Below are 16,551 nucleotides of genomic sequence, written 5' to 3'. Positions count from 1 at the left end.
GTGCCGGGCCGGGCGGTCAGGACTTGGTGCCGCCGGCGGTCAGTCCGGAGACCAGGCTGCGCTGCACGAGCATGAACACGAGGGCCGCCGGGATGGTGATGATGATCGCGGTGGCCGAGGTCCACGCCCAGTCGGGCCGCTGGTCCTGTGCGAAGGTGCGGATGCCGACGGCGAGCGTGTAGTGGTCGGACTGCATGAACTGCGTGGCGTACGCGACCTCGCCCCAGGCGGTGAGGAAGCTGTAGAACGCGGTCACCGCGAGGCCCGGCTTGGCCAGCGGCACGATCAGCCGCCAGAAGGTGCCGATCGGGGTGAGGCCGTCCACCCGGCCCGCCTCGTCGATCTCCTTGGGGATCGTGTCGAAGTAGCCCTTCATCATCCAGGCGCAGAAGGGCACCGCCGTCGTCGCGTACGCCAGGATCAGACCGAGGTAGTTGTCGAGGAGGTCCAACTCGGACAGAAGCAGATACAGCGGCACGATCAGCACGATACTGGGGAACATCTGGGTGACCAGGAAGGTCCACATCAGCTGCTGGCTGCCCGGGAACCTCATCCGGGACACCGCGTACCCGGCGGTCGCCGCGAGGAAGACACCGAGCAGGGTGGTGCCGCCGGCCACGATGACGGTGTTCAGGAACCACTTCGGCAGGTCCGAGTGGGCCAGTACGTCACTGTAGTTGTGGAAGCTGAGGTCCTTGAGCACCTCGCTCGGCTGCTGCCAGGCGTTCTTCGGGCCGAGCGAGATGAACAGGATCCACACCACGGGGAAGGCCGCGATGACCGTGGCCAGGATCAGGGTGGCGTGCAGGGCGATGGACGCTACGGGGCCGCGTTCCTCACGCCCGCGCACCTTGCGGGACGGGGCGGCCGGGGAACGGGTGGCGGCGGGAGCGGTCGCGGGGGTCTCGTGGGTCGCTGCGGTCATGGCGGTTGCTCCTTACGCCTGCTCGGACTTCAGGGTGCTGCGGCGGTAGAACGTCGAGAAGGCCAGCAGGAGGGCGAGGATGATGATCCCGTAGGTCGCCGCTCCCGAGTAGTCCGAGATGCCGGTGAAGGCCTTGCGGAAGGCGAAGGTGACGAGGATGTCGGTGTCGCCGGTGGTGTTGTTGCCCAGCAGCAGGTAGATGACGTTGAACATGTTGAACGTCCAGATGCAGCCGAGCAGGATCACGGTGTTGGACACCGGGCGCAGACCGGGCAGCGTGACGTTGACGAACCGCTGCCAGGGCGAGGCGCCGTCCATCTCGGCGGCCTCGTACAGCTCCTTGGGAATCGACTGCAGGCCGCCGAGCACGGCGACCATGTTGAAGGGGATGCCGATCCAGACGTTCACCATGATCACGGCGATCTTCTGGGCGAGCGGGGTGCCCAGCCAGTTCTGGGCGGGCAGGCCGACCGCGGTGATGATCTCGTTGAACACGCCGAACTGGGAGTTCAGCATCAGTCGCCAGGCGAAGACGCCGATGAACGACGGGACCGCCCAGGGCAGGATCAGCATCGCCCGGTAGAAGCCGCGCAGCCGCATCTCGCGGTTGAGGAGGACGGCGAGGCCCATGCCGATACCGACCTGCAGGGCGACGCAGGAGACCGTCCACACCACCGTCCACACCAGGCGCGGGTAGAAGTCGCCGTCCGCGCCCGACAGGACGTGCCAGTAGTTGTCGAGGCCGACGAAGTCGTAGGTCGCGGGCCGGTGGAAGGCGCCGATGGTGCTGGCGACGTTCGACTCGTTGGCGTTGGTCAGCGACTGGTAGAAGCCGTACCCCAGCGGATACAGGACCAGCACGGCGATCACCACGGCGACCGGGGCCACCATCGCCCAGGCGTACCAGTACTTGTCCCAGGACCGCCTGAGGCGTGAAACGCGTGCGGGGCGCGGGGACCTGTCGTCCCGCGCTGTCTTGTCGGTCTGTGCCGTGCTCGCTGCGGTGCTCATCCTCATCGACTCTTTATCGGCTCGTTCGCGGCAAAGGTGGGGTGGTTCCGCAGCCCCGGGGAGCCCCGGTCGGGGCGGCAGCGGGGAAAGTACGTTCCCCGGGGCTGCGTGTCCTTCGGTTACGGTGCGGCTACCGACCGTTCAGGTCAGCCGATGGAGTAGCCGGGCAGGAGGGTCTGGAACTGCTTGGCGGTGGCGTCCAGGCCGGACTTGACCGACGCGTCGCCCTGCAGGATCTTCACGTAGTTCTGCTGCAGCGGCGTGAACAGCGAGCCGACCTGGGGGAGCGCGACGCGCGGACGGGCGGTCTGCTCCAGGATCGGCTTGAAGCCGGCGATCTTGGCGTCGGCCGTGACCGCGCTGGTGTAGGCCGACTTGCGGGTCGGCAGGGTGCCGGTCTTCTCCGCGATGGTGACCTGGCTCGCGGTGGACGTCATGAACTGCGTGAACAGGTAGCTGGCGTCCAGGTTGCCGGAGCCCTGGTAGACGGCGAGGTCGTGGCCGCCGGTCGGGGCCTGGGCCTTGCCGCCGGCGCCGGCCGGGACGGGCGCGTAGCCGAGGTTGGCCTCCTTGCCCTTGAACGCCGAGCCGGTCAGGTCGTCGCTGACGGACCAGGGGCCCTGGATCAGCATGGCCACCTTGCCGTTCTTGAAGGCGGTCTGCATGTTCTGGTAGGCGTTCGCGAAGTCGACCTTCATCGACGCCTCGTCGTAGATCTTCTTCGCGGTGTTCAGCGCGGTGACGGCGTTGCTGTCGCCGATGGTGATCTTCTTCGCCGAGGTGTCGGCCATGTCGGCACCGTTGCTGTACAGCAGCGGGAGCAGGAAGTAGGAGTCCGGGTTGACGTAGGTGCCGTACGCGCCGGTCTTCTTCTTGATCGTCTTGGCGTCGGCGATGAACTCGTCCCAGGTGGCCGGCGGCTTGGCGATGCCGGCCTTCTTGAACAGGTCCTTGTTGTACAGCAGGCCCAGGGTGTCGGTGACCGACGGGACGCCGTAGGTCTTGCCGTTGATCTTGGCCGTGTTCAGCGCGCCCGTGCTGAAGTCCGAGGTGTTCTGCAGCGCGGCGGTGCCGTCGAGCGGGGCGATGTAGCCCAGCGAGGCGTACTCGGCCATCAGACCCACGTCGGTGCGCACCACGTCCGGGGCGCCCTTGCCGCTCTTGGCGGCCGACTTGAACTTCTGCTCGACGTCGGTGAACGGGATGCTCTGGTAGTTCACCTTGATCTTCGGGTACTTGGCCTCGAACTGCTTGATCAGGGCCTTGTACGTCGGGGCTTCGGTCGCCGCGTCGGACGTGTCCCAGTAGGTGATCGTGCCCGAGACGTCCTTGGGGTCCTTCGGCTTGCCGCTGGCCTTGTTGTCCGAGCCGCCGCAGGCGGTGGCGGCCAGGGCGACCACGGTGGCCGCGGCGGCGATCGATATGCCACGTCGCATATGAACTCCTAGAAGAGGGTTGCCCGGATCATCCCTTGGGAAGACCGCGGGTGCCGTCTGTCCCAATCGACGGCCGCCGGGCGCGGGAGGAACGTAGCAAGGCTGCAAGTCCTTGCGAAAGATGTTGCAAGGAAATTTCCGCGAGATCCTGCAAGCGTGACGTCCCCGTTACCCCCGCATGTCCTCCGGACTGCGGCGATACGTGCGCACCGCCACCCCGACCCCCGTTCCACCGGGAAGTAACCGATCTCCCGGCAGGCCACGCTCTCTTGCAGGTTGTCGCCCAGCACCACCACGGATCCGGCCGGCACCGTGCCCGCCCCGAGCCGGTCCCGTCCGGCGGCCGGCACCACCTCGCCGGGCACGGCCGCGAGCTGCTTGATCATGAAGCGGGAGGCCCGGTCCGGCCGGCTCCAGCTCTTCCAGCCGGCGCCCGGCTCCGGCATCCCGACCACCACGATCTGCCCCGACCGCAGCCGGCCCGCGCCCGTCCGGCGTCCGATCAGCACATCCCCGGCCCGCAGCGTCGGCCGCATGCTCACCCCCTTCACGGTGATCACCACCATCCGGTGCCGGACCCCAGCACACCCCCAGCACACCCCTGGCCACCGCGGCGACCGGCGACAACACAACGATCACCGCACACACCCCTCGGCCCGCCGGCGGAACAGCCCCGCGTACCGTCCGCCGGCCGCGACCAGCTCCGCGCACCCGCCCGACTCCACGACCGTCCCGTCCCCCAGCACCACGATCAGGTCCGCATCCCGCGCCGTGCCCAGCCGGTGCGAGACCAGCAGGCTCGTCCGGCCCCGCCGGTGGAGCCGCAGAGCCTCCTGGATCTCGTGCTCGGCCTGCGGATCCAGCCCCGAGGCCGGCTCGTCCAGGATCAGCAGATCGGGGTCCTCCCGCAGGAAGGCCCCGGCCGGCGCCACCCGCCCGCGATGTTCTCGGCGGCCGTCGGGTCGTAGCGCACGAAGTCCTGGAACACCGCCCCGATGCGACGGCGCAGCTCGGCCCGGTTCAGCTCGCGCAGGTCGGTGCCGTCCCACCGGATGCTGCCCCGGGTCGGGTCGTAGAAGCGGCGCAGCACCTTGACCAAGGTGCTCTTGCCCGCGCCGTTGTCCCCGACGAGCGCGAGCGTGCGGCCGTGCGGAATGGTCGGGCTCACCCCGCGGCGGAGACGGCACACCGCCCAGCCCGCCCTGCACGACGGGCGACCGCGGGTCCGCCCTGCGCCTGTGACGGGCGAACTGGCCTCGTCAAGCCACCTGTTGGAATTTGTTTCTGCATCTTGCTGAAACGTTGGCGTAACGGTTAGGTTCACGCCACCCGTTGGTCGTTGATCAGTCAAACTCCCCCCACACGCACAACGAAGTGCAGGAGCACACATGGCCAGAAGGACCCTGGCCGCCTCGCTCGCCCTCGTGGCCGGCCTGGCGGTCCCCCTCACCGTCCCCACCGGTGTCGCCGAGGCCTCCCCGCCCGGCACCAAGGACGTCACCGCCGTCCTCTTCGAGTGGAACTACGCCTCGGTCGCCCACGAGTGCACCACCGCCCTCGGCCCCGCCGGCTACGGCTATGTCCAGGTCTCCCCACCGGCCGAGCACATACAGGGCTCGCAGTGGTGGACCTCGTACCAGCCGGTGGCCTACAAGATCGCGGGCCGCCTCGGCGACCGCACCGCGTTCAAGAACATGATCGACACCTGTCACGCGGCCGGTCTGAAGGTCGTCGTGGACACCGTCGTCAACCACATGTCGTCGGGCAGCGGCACCGGCACCGGCGGTTCGGCGTACACCAAGTACGACTATCCGGGCCTGTACTCGTCCCCCGACTTCGACGACTGCACCTCCCAGGTCACCAACTACCAGGACCGCTGGAACGTCCAGCACTGCGAACTGGTCGGGCTCGCCGACCTGGACACCGGCGAGGAGTACGTCCGCAGGACCATCGCCGGATACATGAACGACCTGCTCTCCCTGGGCGCCGACGGCTTCCGCATCGACGCGGCGAAACACATCCCCGCCGACGACCTGGCGAACATCAAGTCCCGCCTGACCAACCCTTCCGTCTACTGGAAGCAGGAGGTCATCTACGGCGCGAACGAGGCCGTCCAGCCCTCCGAGTACACCGGCAACGGGGACGTCCAGGAGTTCCGCTACGCCTACGACCTCAAGCGCGTCTTCACCCACGAGAAGCTGGCGTATCTCACCAACTTCGGCGAGGGCTGGGGCTACCTGAAGAGCCCGGTCGCCGGCGTCTTCGTCGACAACCACGACACGGAACGCAACGGCTCCACCCTGAACTACAAGGCCGGCGCCGACTACACCCTGGCCAACGTCTTCATGCTGGCCTGGCCCTACGGCTCCCCGGACGTCAACTCCGGCTACGAGTGGTCCGACGCGGACGCGGGCCCGCCGAACAACGGCCGGGTCGACGCCTGCTGGCAGGACGGCTGGAAGTGCCAGCACGCCTGGCCGGAGATCAGGTCGATGGTCGCCTTCCGCAACGCGACGAGGGGTGAGTCCGTCTCGAACTGGTGGGACGACGGCAACAACTGGATCGCCTTCGGCCGCGGCACCAAGGGCTACGTGGCGATCAACCACGAGTCCTCGTCGCAGACCCGCACCTACCAGACCTCCCTGCCGGCAGGCACCTACTGCGACGTGCAGAGCGGCAAGCCGGTGGCGGTGAACTCCAGCGGACAGTTCACCGCCACCCTGGGCGCCGACACGGCGCTCGCCCTCTATGCGGGGAAGTCGAGCTGCTGAGCCACTTCCACGTGTCACTCGTCGTGCAGCCGGACGAACCGCCCGTCGTGTAGGTGCGGTTCGCCCCGGACTCCCCAGGTCACGTTCCCGGAGCCGTCCTCCTTGACGTACGTGTACGCGAAGGACGTGCTCTTGGGGACGATGACCGGCTTGCTCCACGTCGGGTACGACGCCGACGACGTAGACGTCGGTGCCCCAGTCGGTCGTGGCGGCGGGCACGTCACGATTGACGCTGAAACTTCTTGCTATGAGTTTCAAGACCATTGCTGTAAAGCTTTCGGCAGCGATACGGTCGCGCCGGGTCGGACCCAACAGAGCCGCATTCGCTAGGAGTTACCGCCTGTGATACCCAGAGCGAGACGGGCCGCGGCCGTCACCGCCGTAGCCCTCGCCGCCGCACTGATCCAGCCACTGGCCGCCCACGCGGCCACCCCGCCCGCGCCCCCGTCGGACGCGGCCCTCGCCGCCCAGCCCGCGCGGCACGGCGACACCCGCGAGCAGTTCTACTTCGTCATGCCGGACCGTTTCGCCAACGGGGACGGCTCCAACGACGAGGGCGGACTCACCGGCTCACGCCTCACCACCGGGTACGACCCCACCGACAAGGGCTTCTACCAGGGCGGCGACCTCAAGGGCCTGACCAAGCGGCTGGACTACATCAAGGGGCTCGGCACCACCGCCATCTGGATGGCCCCCCTCTTCAAGAACCGTCCCGTGCAGGGCACGGGCAGCAACGCCTCCGCCGGGTACCACGGCTACTGGATCACCGACTTCACCCAGGTCGACCCGCACTTCGGCACCAACAAGGACCTCAAGACCCTCATCTCCCAGGCGCACGCCAAGGGCATGAAGGTCTTCTTCGACGTCATCGCCAACCACACCGCCGACGTCGTGGACCACGACGAGAAGTCCTCCGACTACCTCTCCAAGGGCGCCTTCCCCTACCTGACCAAGGACGGCCGGCCCTTCGACGACGCCGACTACGCGGACGGCGGCAGGAAGTTCCCGGCCGTCGACACCGGCTCCTTCCCGTACACCCCGAAGGTCACCAGCCGGTCCAAGGTCCCGGCCTGGCTCAACGACCCGACGATGTACCACAACCGGGGCGACTCGACGTACGCCGGCGAGTCCACGACCTACGGTGACTTCTCGGGCCTGGACGACCTGTGGACCGAGCGTCCCGAGGTCGTGCACGGCATGGAGAAGATCTACGAGCGGTGGGTGAGGGACTTCGCCGTCGACGGCTTCCGGATCGACACCGTCAAACACGTCGACCTGCCGTTCTGGACCCAGTGGGCCACCGCGCTGGACACCTACGCGGCGTCGCGCGGGCGGAAGAACTTCTTCATGTTCGGCGAGGTCTACTCCGCCGACACGAACATCACGTCCCCGTACGTCACCCAGGGCCGCCTCGACGCCACCCTCGACTTCCCCTTCCAGGACGCTGCCCGCGCCTACGCCTCCCAGGGCGGCAGCGCGCGGAAACTCGCGGGCGTCCTCGGCGACGACTACAAGTACACGACCGACAGGGCCAACGCGTACGAGCAGGTCACCTTCCTCGGCAACCACGACATGGGCCGTATCGGCTCCTTCCTGAAGCAGGACAACCCGAAGGCGACCGACGCCGAGATCCTGAAGAAGGACGAGCTGGCCAACGAGCTGATGTTCCTCAGCCGCGGCAACCCGGTCGTCTACTACGGCGACGAGCAGGGCTTCACCGGCTCCGGCGGCGACAAGGACGCCCGCCAGACCATGTTCGCCTCCAAGGTCGCCGACTACCTCGACGACGACGAGATCGGCACCGACCGCACCCACGCGAGCGACTCCTACGACACCTCGGCGCCCCTGTACCGGCAGATCGCCGCGCTCGCCGGGCTGCGTGCGGCCACCCCGGCCCTGACCGACGGTGTCCAGACCGAGCGCTACGCGGCCGACGGCGCCGGTGTCTACGCCTTCACACGGACGGACGCGAAGACCGGCCAGGAGTACGTCGTCGCCCTCAACAACGCCGGCACCGCGCAGACCGCGAGCTTCGCGACCGGGTCCGCCGGCATGGCGTACCGGGGCGTCTACGGCGCCACCGGCTCCGTGACGTCCGACGGCGACCGCAAGGTCAGCGTCACCGTCCCGGCCGAGTCCGCCGTCGTCTACAAGGCCGCGGGCCCGCTCGACAAGCCCGCCGCCGAGCCGACGATCACCCTGAAGGCCCCGGCCGCCGGAGCCACCGGCACGGTGGACGTCAGCGCGGATGCCGACGGCGGTCAGCTGAACCGGGTCGTCTTCGCCGCCCAGGTCGGCGACGCCAAGTGGCAGGTCCTCGGCTCCGCCGACCACGCGCCGTACAAGGTCACCCAGACCCTCGGCAAGGACGTCCCCGCCGGGACCACGCTGCGCTACAAGGCCGTCGTGACCGACTCGGCCGGGCACACCGCGAGCGCCACGGCGAGCAGCACCACCGGCACCCCGCCCGCGCCCGGGGTCCCCACGGCCTCCTCCCGCGACTACGCGATCGTCCACTACAAGCGCGCCGACGGCGACTACGGCAACTGGGGCCTGTACGCCTGGGGCGACATCGCCGACGGCGAGGCCACGAACTGGCCCGCCAGCCATCCCTTCACCGGCCGGGACGCCTACGGCGCCTTCGCCTGGGTCAAGCTCAAGCCCGGCGCGTCCAACGTCGGCTTCCTGGTCATCGACAAGAAGGGGAACAAGGACGTCTCCGCCGACCGGAGCATCGACGTCACCAGGACAGGTGAGGTCTGGGTCGAGCAGGGGAAGCCGGACGTACTGACGCGGAAGCCCGACTACCCGGCGCAGGACACGTCCAAGGCGGTCATCCACTACCACCGCGCCGACGGGAACTACGACGGCTGGGGCCTGCACGTCTGGACGGGTGCCGCGCACCCCACCGACTGGTCGAACCCGCTGAAGCCGGTCGAGACTGATGCCTATGGCGCGGTTTTCGAGGTTCCGCTCACCGAGGGTGCCACCAGCCTCAGCTACATCATCCACAAGGGCGACGACAAGGATCTCCCGGCCGACCAGTCCCTGGACCTCAGGGCCGACGGCCACGAGGTGTGGCTGGTGAACGGCCAGGAGGAACACCTGCTGCCGCAGCCGGCGGGCAGCGCCGCCGCCCTCGACCTGAGCACCTCCAAGGCGATCTGGATCGACCGGAACACCCTCGCCTGGAACGGCGTGGACGGCGCCGCCTCCACCCAGCTGCTGTACAGCCGCGACGGCTCGATCACCGTCAAGGACGGAGCCCTGGCCAGCGACGACGAGCGCTGGATCCGGCTGGAGAAGTCCACGCTGACCGACGCCCAGAAGGCGAGGTTCCCGCACCTGAAGGACTACACCGCCTGGTCCGTCGACCCGCGTGACCGGGACCGGGTGCGCGCGGCGCTGAAGGGCCAGCTGGTCGTCTCGCAGCGGGCCGCCAACGGTGCCGTCCTCGCCGCGACCGGGGTGCAGATCGCGGGCGTGCTGGACGATCTCTACCCGGGTGCCACCAAGGCCGCGCTCGGGCCGGTCTTCCACGACGGGAAGCCGACGCTCTCCGTGTGGGCGCCGACCGCGCAGAGCGTCTCACTGGAGCTGGACGGCTCGGTCACGTCCATGCACCACGACGCCGCCACCGGCGTCTGGTCCGTCACCGGCCCCGCGTCCTGGAAGGGCAAGCCCTACCGGTACGTCGTCAAGGTCTGGGCGCCCAGCGTCCGCGCGATGGTCACCAACAAGGTCACCGACCCCTACTCGCTCGCCCTCACCGCCGACTCCGAGCGCAGCCTCGTCGTCGACCTGGACGACAGGTCCCTCGCCCCGAGCGGCTGGTCGGCCCTGCACAAGCCCCGGGCCGTACCGCTGAAGGACGCGCAGATCCAGGAGCTGCACATCCGGGACTTCTCCGTCGAGGACCGCACCTCGCAGCACCCGGGCACCTACCTGGCCTTCACCGACAAGGACAGCGACGGCTCCAAGCACCTGCGCGCGCTGGCGAAGGCCGGGACGTCGTACGTCCACCTGCTGCCCGCCTTCGACTTCGCCACCGTCCCGGAGAAGAAGGCCGACCAGGCGAGCCCGGACTGCGACCTGGCCTCCTACGCGGCCGACTCCGACCACCAGCAGGCGTGTGTGGCGAAGACCGCCGCGAAGGACGCCTACAACTGGGGCTACGACCCGTACCACTACACCGTGCCCGAGGGCTCGTACGCCACCGACCCGGACGGCACGGCCCGTACGGTCCAGTTCCGCAGGATGGTCCAGGGGCTGAACGAGGACGGCCTGCGGGTCGTCATGGACGTCGTCTACAACCACACGGCGGCCAGCGGCCAGGCCGACACCAGCGTGCTCGACAGGATCGTGCCCGGCTACTACCAGCGCCTCCTCGCCGACGGCTCGGTGGCCAACAGCACCTGCTGCGCCAACACCGCGCCGGAGAACGCGATGATGGGCAAGCTGGTCGTGGACTCGATCGTCACCTGGGCGAAGGAGTACAAGGTCGACGGGTTCCGCTTCGACCTCATGGGCCACCACCCGAAGGCCAACATCCTCGCGGTCAGGAAGGCCCTCGACGCGCTGACCCCGAAGAAGGACGGCGTCGACGGCAAGAAGATCATCCTGTACGGCGAGGGCTGGAACTTCGGGGAGGTCGCCGACGACGCCCGGTTCGTGCAGGCCACGCAGAAGAACATGGCCGGCACCGGCATCGCCACCTTCTCCGACCGGGCGCGTGACGCGGTGCGCGGCGGCAGCCCCTTCGACTCCGACCCCGGCGTCCAGGGCTTCGCGTCCGGGCTGTACACCGACCCCAACTCCTCCGCCGCCAACGGCTCGCGGGAGGAGCAGCGGGCGCGGCTCCTGCACTACCAGGACCTCATCAAGGTCGGCCTGACCGGCAACCTCGCCAAGTACCACTTCACGGACACCGGCGGCAGGCAGGTCACCGGAGCGGAGATCGACTACAACGGCTCGCCCGCCGGATACGCCGACGCACCCGGCGACGCCCTCGCCTATGTCGACGCGCACGACAACGAGTCCCTGTTCGACGCGCTGGCCTACAAGCTCCCGAAGGGCATCTCGGCGTCCGACCGGGCCCGGATGCAGGTCCTGGCGATGGCCACGGCCGGCCTCTCGCAGGGGCCGTCCCTGTCCCAGGCGGGCACCGACCTGCTGCGCTCGAAGTCGCTGGACCGCAACTCCTTCGACAGCGGGGACTGGTTCAACGCCATCCACTGGAACTGCGCCGACGGCAACGGCTTCGGGCGGGGACTGCCCATGGCGGCCGACAACCAGTCCAAGTGGGACTACGCCCGGCCGCTGCTGAGCACGGTCAAGGTGGGCTGCGACCAGATCACCGGCGCCTCCGCCGCCTACCGGGACCTGCTGAGGATCCGTACGACAGAGAGGGCGTTCTCCCTGGGCACGACCGCGCAGGTGCAGGACGAGCTGTCCTTCCCGCTGTCCGGCAAGGACGAGACACCGGGTGTCCTCACCATGCGGCTCGGTGATCTGGTCGTGGTCTTCAACGCGACCCCGCAGCGGCAGGAGCAGACGGTCGGCGCGCTCGCCGGCACGCACTACCGGCTGCACCCGGTGCAGGCCGCCGGTGCCGACCCGGTGGTGAGGACCTCGGCCTACACCTCCGGCACGGGAACGTTCGCCGTCCCGGCCCGGACGGTGGCGGTGTTCACACGGGCGGCGAAGTAGGCTCGCGTCAACCGAGGGTGATGAGCCGGCCGACGAGCTCCGCGAAGGGGCCGTCGGTCGGCTCGTCCTTGACCATCTTCTTCAGCAGGTCCGCCATGTCCTCGTCGTGGGCGGCGCTCACGGCGGTCAGCGCGGCGAAGTCGTGCACCAGCTGGATCTCCAGTTCGGCGCGCGGGACGCGCCGGCCCTCCAGCCAGATCAGGGCCGTTGACTCGGCGAGCGAGACCCAGGAGCGAACGACCAGTTCCAGTCGCGCGGGCGCCTCGGTGACGCCCAAGTGCGAAAGCATCTGGTCATAGGCGGCCTGCCGCACCGAGTCGATGAGCGCGTTCGTCGCCGAGGAGCCGACCGCCGGGCCGCCGCGCATCAGTGCCGAGAAACCGGGGCCGTGCTCGTCCACGAAGTCGAAGAAGCGGTGCATCACGCGCAGCAGCCGGGCGCCGAGCGGCCCTTCGTGCGGCTCGGCGAAGCGGCCCGCGAGATCCTCCGCGGCACGCTTCAAAGCGGCCTCGTACAGGCTGAGTTTGCCGGGGAAGTAGTGGTACACCAGCGGGCGTGAGATGCCCGCGGCCGCCGCTATCTCGTCGATGGAGACCTCGTCGGGCGAGTGTCGGCTGAACAGGTCGAGGGCGACGCCGATCAGCTGCTGCCGCCGCTCCTCGACGCCCATTCTGCGGCGAACCCCGGTACTCATGGCGCACACCTTACCGATCAGATCCCGATCAGAGGTGATCACATGTCGAGCACCAAACGATCACTCTTGGACCGGGACACACAGATCAGCATCGAGTCGGCCCGCTCCTCGTCGGTCAGCAGCTCGTCGCGGTGGTCGATCTCCCCGGCCAGCACCCGCTGTTGGCAGGTCCCGCAGAAGCCCTGCTCGCAGGAGTAGGCGGTGTCCGGCAGTTCCCCGCGTACGGCGTGCAGCACGGTGGAGTCGGCCGGGACGGTCAACGTCCGTCCACTGCGCCTGAGTTCGACCTCGAACTGCGCGTCGCCGCCGGACGGCGCATGCGGTGCGAACCGCTCGAGGCGGACGTCCGGGAAGCGTGCCGCGACGGCCGTCATGAGTCCCTCGGGCCCGCAACAGTAGAGGGCGGCCCCCTCGCCCACCTCGAGAGTGTCGAGGTCCGGCCTTCCCTCCACGACGGTCACCCGGTCTCCGCCCAGTTTCTCGACCTCCTCCAGGAACGGCATCGAGGCCCTGTCGCGCCCCGCGTACAGCAACCGCCACTCGGCGTCCCCCGGAAGCGACCGCAGCATCGCCAGCAGCGGGGTGATCCCGATCCCGCCGGCGACGAAGACGTACGACGGCGCCTCGATCAGCGGAAACCGGTTCCGGGGCCCCCGCACCTCCAGTTCCATGCCCTCCGTCACCTGCTCGTGCACCTCGCGCGAGCCGCCCCGCCCGTTCTCGACCAGCCGGGTCGCGACGGTGTACGCGGAGGTGTCCCCGGGGTCGCCGCACAGCGAGTACTGCCGGACGAGACCTGACGGCAGGACGAGGTCGAGATGGGCTCCGGGCTCCCAGCGCGGCAGGTCCCGCCCCTCCAGACGGAGCCGGACGACACCGTCGGCCACCGTCTCGCGCGAGGTCACCAGCAGGCGCAGGGTCCGCGAGCGCGGCCGGCCCGAGGTGGGCTCCTCCAGCGCGGGCAGCGGCCACAGCGGTGAGGCCTGGATACGGCGGCGCAGAGCCCGCCGGGTCAGCAGGGCGGCGCCCGCGACGAGCGCGAGGTTGCGCACCTTCGCCATCAGGCGCCCCTCCTCTCCGCCGCCGTGGCCGCCGGGGAGGAGGCCAGGTAGGCGACGGCCTGTTCGGTGTCGCCCTCCTGCGAGGGGTGGTAGGCGCGGCTGAGGTAGCGGGGGATGGACCGGAGCATGTCCCCGGTCGTGGGGAGCAGGCCCCGCCTGCCGCGGACGTGGAACTCCCTGAAGGAGGCCTTGCCGTCGACGAGGGTCGGGTCGTTCTCCATGAAGAACCGCGCCCCGCGCTGCCACAGGAACACCAGTGCCGAAAAGGCCGTGGCCCAGGTCCGTACGCGCCGGCGGTAACTGCCGTCGACGTGCATGAACAGCTCGAAGGCGACGGAGCGGTGCTCCACCTCCTCCGCGCCGTGCCAGCGCAGCAGGTCCAGCATGGTCGGATCGGCGCCGCGCCGGTCCAGTTCGCCGGCGTTGAGCACCCAGTTGCCGAGGAACGCGGTGTAGTGCTCGATGGCGGCGATGAGCGCGACCCGCTCCATCAGCCACCAGCGGCGCGGCCTGCCCGGCGGCAGCGTCCGGTCGCCGAGCAGCTTCTCGAAGAACCAGTCGACCTGCGCGGTGTACGGCGTCGGATCGAGCCCCTGCTCCCGCAGGTGCGGCAGCACCTCGTCATGGGCCTGGGAGTGCATCGCCTCCTGGCCGATGAACCCGATGACGTCCTCGCGGAGCCGGTCGTCCCGGATGTACGGCAGCACCTGCTTGTACACGTGCACGAACCACCGCTCACCGGCGGGCAGCAGCAGGTGCAGCACGTTGATGGTGTGCGTGGTGAACGGATCTCCCGGCACCCAGTGCAACGGCGTGCCGTCCCAGGAGAAGGACACCTTGCGTGCCTTGAGGGGCACCCGGGCCTGCGTGTTAGACATGGCGTCAATGTACTGGCGGGTACGGGTACTGAGAACCCCCGTGGCGGACCTTGTTTACGCCGGTGTCAACAACCCCGGGCCTACCGCAGCCCGGTGACCGGCCGCCCGTCCTCCAGTGTGCCCTTCAGGTCGGCCCGTGCCCCCTGCTTGGCCCGGGCCACCAGGAACCGGCCCTGCCCCGCGGCGGTGACCCCGCCCCCCGCCTGGATCGACGCCGTGTCCTTGTCGCCCGCCGCCAGCAGATACCAGTGCCCGGCCGCGGACTTCCACAGCACCCCGGCCAGCACATGGGGATCACGCGGCCCGCAGGACCGGGCGTCCGTACCCTTGGCGACCACCGCACCGACCCGCCCGCCCGGCGGGTGGAACTGGGCGAACGCGCCCGTACCGTCGCCCCGCCAGGTCTCGGCCCTGGTGCACACCCAGTCGGCCGCCCCGCTGCCGTCGGGCAGCGGCTGGTCGGCGAACGTCCAGGCGTTGACGCTGCGCACCCCCGCGGAGCGCTCCAGCGACAGCGAGCAGGCGTACGGCGCCCAGGCCCGCAGCCCCGCCGCACCGGACGCCTCGCCGGTCGCGCCGGGCCGGCCGGCGGTGAGATGGGCCGGTACCAACTCACCCAGGTCGGTGCTGAGCCGGGAGCCGGTGGCGTCGGTCAGCTGCAGCACCGTCCAGGAGGTGCAGGTGCCGGGGCGCAGCGCCGGGCTGGCCAGCGGGGCGGTGATGCCGTCGCTGAGGGTCAGCGGGGTCGCGGCGGACTCCGGCTTCGTCAGGTCCCGCGAGGCCGCCTTCTTCACCCAGGGCGCGGTCAGGTACTGGACGTTGCCGTCCGAGCGGCCCAGCACCAGCGCGCTCGCCTCGGGGCCGGTGGCGGCGTCGGCGCGGGCGAGGTCGAGGGCCGCGCCCTGGGTGCCGTCGACCGGCTCGGCGTACCGCGCGATGCGCAGCCCGTCGTACAGCATCACCACGCGGGCGCCCGCGACCTGGCCCGCGTACAGCAGCTGGGGCGGGCCGGCCGGGCCGCCGGTGTCGGTGCCGGGGGTCGCCGAGACGTGGACGGTCTCGCCGGGGCGGGCCCATACGGCGAGGGCGCGGCGCAGCAGGGCCGTGTCGCCGGTGAGCGGGCCGCGCGCGGGCCACACCGAGAAGTCGGTGCGGGCGGCGGACTCCCACGCGACGGGGGAGACCTGGATGAGCCGGCCGGGGTCGAGGGCGGCCTCGGCGGCCGGATTCCCGGCGTAGGCGGGTGCGGCGGCGCCGTCCGGGCCCCAGCCGCCGCCGGGCAGGGCGGCCAGCGCCCCGCACACCGCGAGTGCCGCGGCGGCCGCGAGCGCGGCCTTGGTGTGCTGGCGGCGGCGCATCAGATCGGTGGGCCGGGCCTGGAGCAGACACGGGTCGAACTCGGCGGAGGAGAGCAGCGCGGGCTGGGTCGGCAGGCCGTTCGCGTCGGCCAGCGCGCCGCCCGGGTCGTCGACCCCGGCGGCCGTGAGGACCGTACGGATGTCGGCGTCGGACAGTTCCTCCAGGCCGCGCAGCACATAGGCGGCGCGGGCCGGGCCGGACAGGGCGGACAGCCGCTGGTCCAGGGCTAGCTCGTCGGCGCCGCCCGACCGCGGGAACAGCCTCAGGCCCCACACCTGGGGCAGCAGCGGCGGCAGGGGGGAGAGCCGGGACAGACCCCTGCGGGGGCGGGCCGTCTCCAGGGCCGCGCGCAGGACACGCTCCCGCAGGAAGGCGTACCCCAGCTCGCCCTCCCGGCCCGGGGCCTGGGCCGGGATCGCGCACTGCTGCCCGCGGCCCCGGGGCAGGGAGCGCTGGGCGAGGGCGTGTGCGGTCAGCACCCGGCGGCTGCGGCCGAGGCCCGGCGGCAGCACCAGGTAGGCGATCCGGACCAGTCGTGGGTAGTGCTCGACGAGCGCGGCCTCGGCCTGCTCGAGGCCGACCGGCCCGGTGTCCTCGGTGGCGGTGGGTGCGTGACGCTGGGCTACATCCTGTGACTGCACGTCCGGGAGAACGAGCGGGCCGGGAGGTTGGTCACCCCCGGACGGGTGATTCACCCTTCCGGGGAC

Annotated in this window: 13 protein-coding genes; 2 read left to right on the top strand and 11 right to left on the bottom strand. The window is 70.1% G+C overall.

Annotated elements, in window-relative coordinates:
• Window positions 1-16: 16 nt before the first annotated feature.
• The 6 genes from ACWC94_RS27530 to ACWC94_RS27505 form a co-directional block, all read right to left on the bottom strand.
• Window positions 17-925 carry a sugar ABC transporter permease gene (locus tag ACWC94_RS27530; RefSeq protein ID WP_450799782.1) on the bottom strand — a complete coding sequence of 303 codons (909 nt, stop codon included), beginning with the start codon at window positions 923-925 and terminating at the stop codon, window positions 17-19.
• A gap of 12 nt (window positions 926-937) precedes the next feature.
• Entirely contained in the window at window positions 938-1,942 is a 1,005-nt protein-coding gene (locus ACWC94_RS27525) for a carbohydrate ABC transporter permease (protein ID WP_450799781.1), read from the bottom strand.
• 140 nt (window positions 1,943-2,082) lie between these two features.
• A complete protein-coding gene (locus tag ACWC94_RS27520; protein WP_450799780.1) occupies window positions 2,083-3,372 on the bottom strand; it encodes an extracellular solute-binding protein in 1,290 nt (429 codons plus the stop codon).
• Between the two features lie 8 nt (window positions 3,373-3,380).
• A complete protein-coding gene (locus ACWC94_RS27515; RefSeq protein ID WP_450799779.1) occupies window positions 3,381-3,938 on the bottom strand; it encodes a S26 family signal peptidase in 558 nt (185 codons plus the stop codon).
• A 69-nt stretch (window positions 3,939-4,007) separates the two neighbouring features.
• Complete coding sequence (locus ACWC94_RS27510; RefSeq protein ID WP_450799778.1) at window positions 4,008-4,304, bottom strand: hypothetical protein; 297 nt, start codon at window positions 4,302-4,304, stop codon at window positions 4,008-4,010.
• Window positions 4,259-4,540: an ATP-binding cassette domain-containing protein gene (locus ACWC94_RS27505; protein WP_450799777.1), complete on the bottom strand. Its 282-nt coding sequence runs from the start codon at window positions 4,538-4,540 to the stop codon at window positions 4,259-4,261. Before ACWC94_RS27505 ends, ACWC94_RS27510 begins: the two co-directional genes overlap by 46 nt.
• Window positions 4,541-4,760: 220 nt before the next feature.
• Here ACWC94_RS27505 and ACWC94_RS27500 point away from each other — a divergent pair, with 220 nt between their 5' ends.
• A complete protein-coding gene (locus ACWC94_RS27500; protein WP_450799776.1) occupies window positions 4,761-6,143 on the top strand; it encodes an alpha-amylase in 1,383 nt (460 codons plus the stop codon).
• A 14-nt stretch (window positions 6,144-6,157) separates the two neighbouring features.
• On the opposite strand, the gene ACWC94_RS27495 is transcribed toward ACWC94_RS27500, so the two are convergent.
• Window positions 6,158-6,367 carry a carbohydrate-binding module family 20 domain-containing protein gene (locus ACWC94_RS27495; protein WP_450799775.1) on the bottom strand — a complete coding sequence of 70 codons (210 nt, stop codon included), beginning with the start codon at window positions 6,365-6,367 and terminating at the stop codon, window positions 6,158-6,160.
• Between the two features lie 118 nt (window positions 6,368-6,485).
• Between ACWC94_RS27495 and pulA the strand changes: the two genes are divergently transcribed.
• A complete protein-coding gene (gene pulA, locus ACWC94_RS27490; RefSeq protein ID WP_450799774.1) occupies window positions 6,486-11,852 on the top strand; it encodes a pullulanase-type alpha-1,6-glucosidase in 5,367 nt (1,788 codons plus the stop codon).
• 7 nt (window positions 11,853-11,859) lie between these two features.
• Here pulA and ACWC94_RS27485 read toward each other — a convergent pair whose 3' ends face one another.
• From ACWC94_RS27485 to ACWC94_RS27470, 4 genes are all read right to left on the bottom strand, one after another.
• Window positions 11,860-12,546 carry a TetR/AcrR family transcriptional regulator gene (locus ACWC94_RS27485; RefSeq protein ID WP_450799773.1) on the bottom strand — a complete coding sequence of 229 codons (687 nt, stop codon included), beginning with the start codon at window positions 12,544-12,546 and terminating at the stop codon, window positions 11,860-11,862.
• A 38-nt stretch (window positions 12,547-12,584) separates the two neighbouring features.
• A complete protein-coding gene (locus ACWC94_RS27480; RefSeq protein WP_450799772.1) occupies window positions 12,585-13,607 on the bottom strand; it encodes a PDR/VanB family oxidoreductase in 1,023 nt (340 codons plus the stop codon).
• A complete protein-coding gene (locus ACWC94_RS27475; protein ID WP_450799771.1) occupies window positions 13,607-14,485 on the bottom strand; it encodes a metal-dependent hydrolase in 879 nt (292 codons plus the stop codon). The genes ACWC94_RS27480 and ACWC94_RS27475 overlap by 1 nt, the downstream gene beginning before the upstream one ends.
• 80 nt (window positions 14,486-14,565) lie before the next feature.
• Window positions 14,566-16,485 (bottom strand): hypothetical protein, encoded by a 1,920-nt coding sequence (locus ACWC94_RS27470; RefSeq protein WP_450799770.1) that lies wholly within the window; start codon window positions 16,483-16,485, stop codon window positions 14,566-14,568.
• Between the last annotated feature and the right edge of the window lie 66 nt (window positions 16,486-16,551).

It is taken from the genome of Streptomyces sp. NPDC001135 (assembly GCF_053598395.1).
The sequence above is the reverse complement of the archived record's forward strand: the minus strand, read 5'-3'. Positions and strand labels throughout refer to the sequence as shown.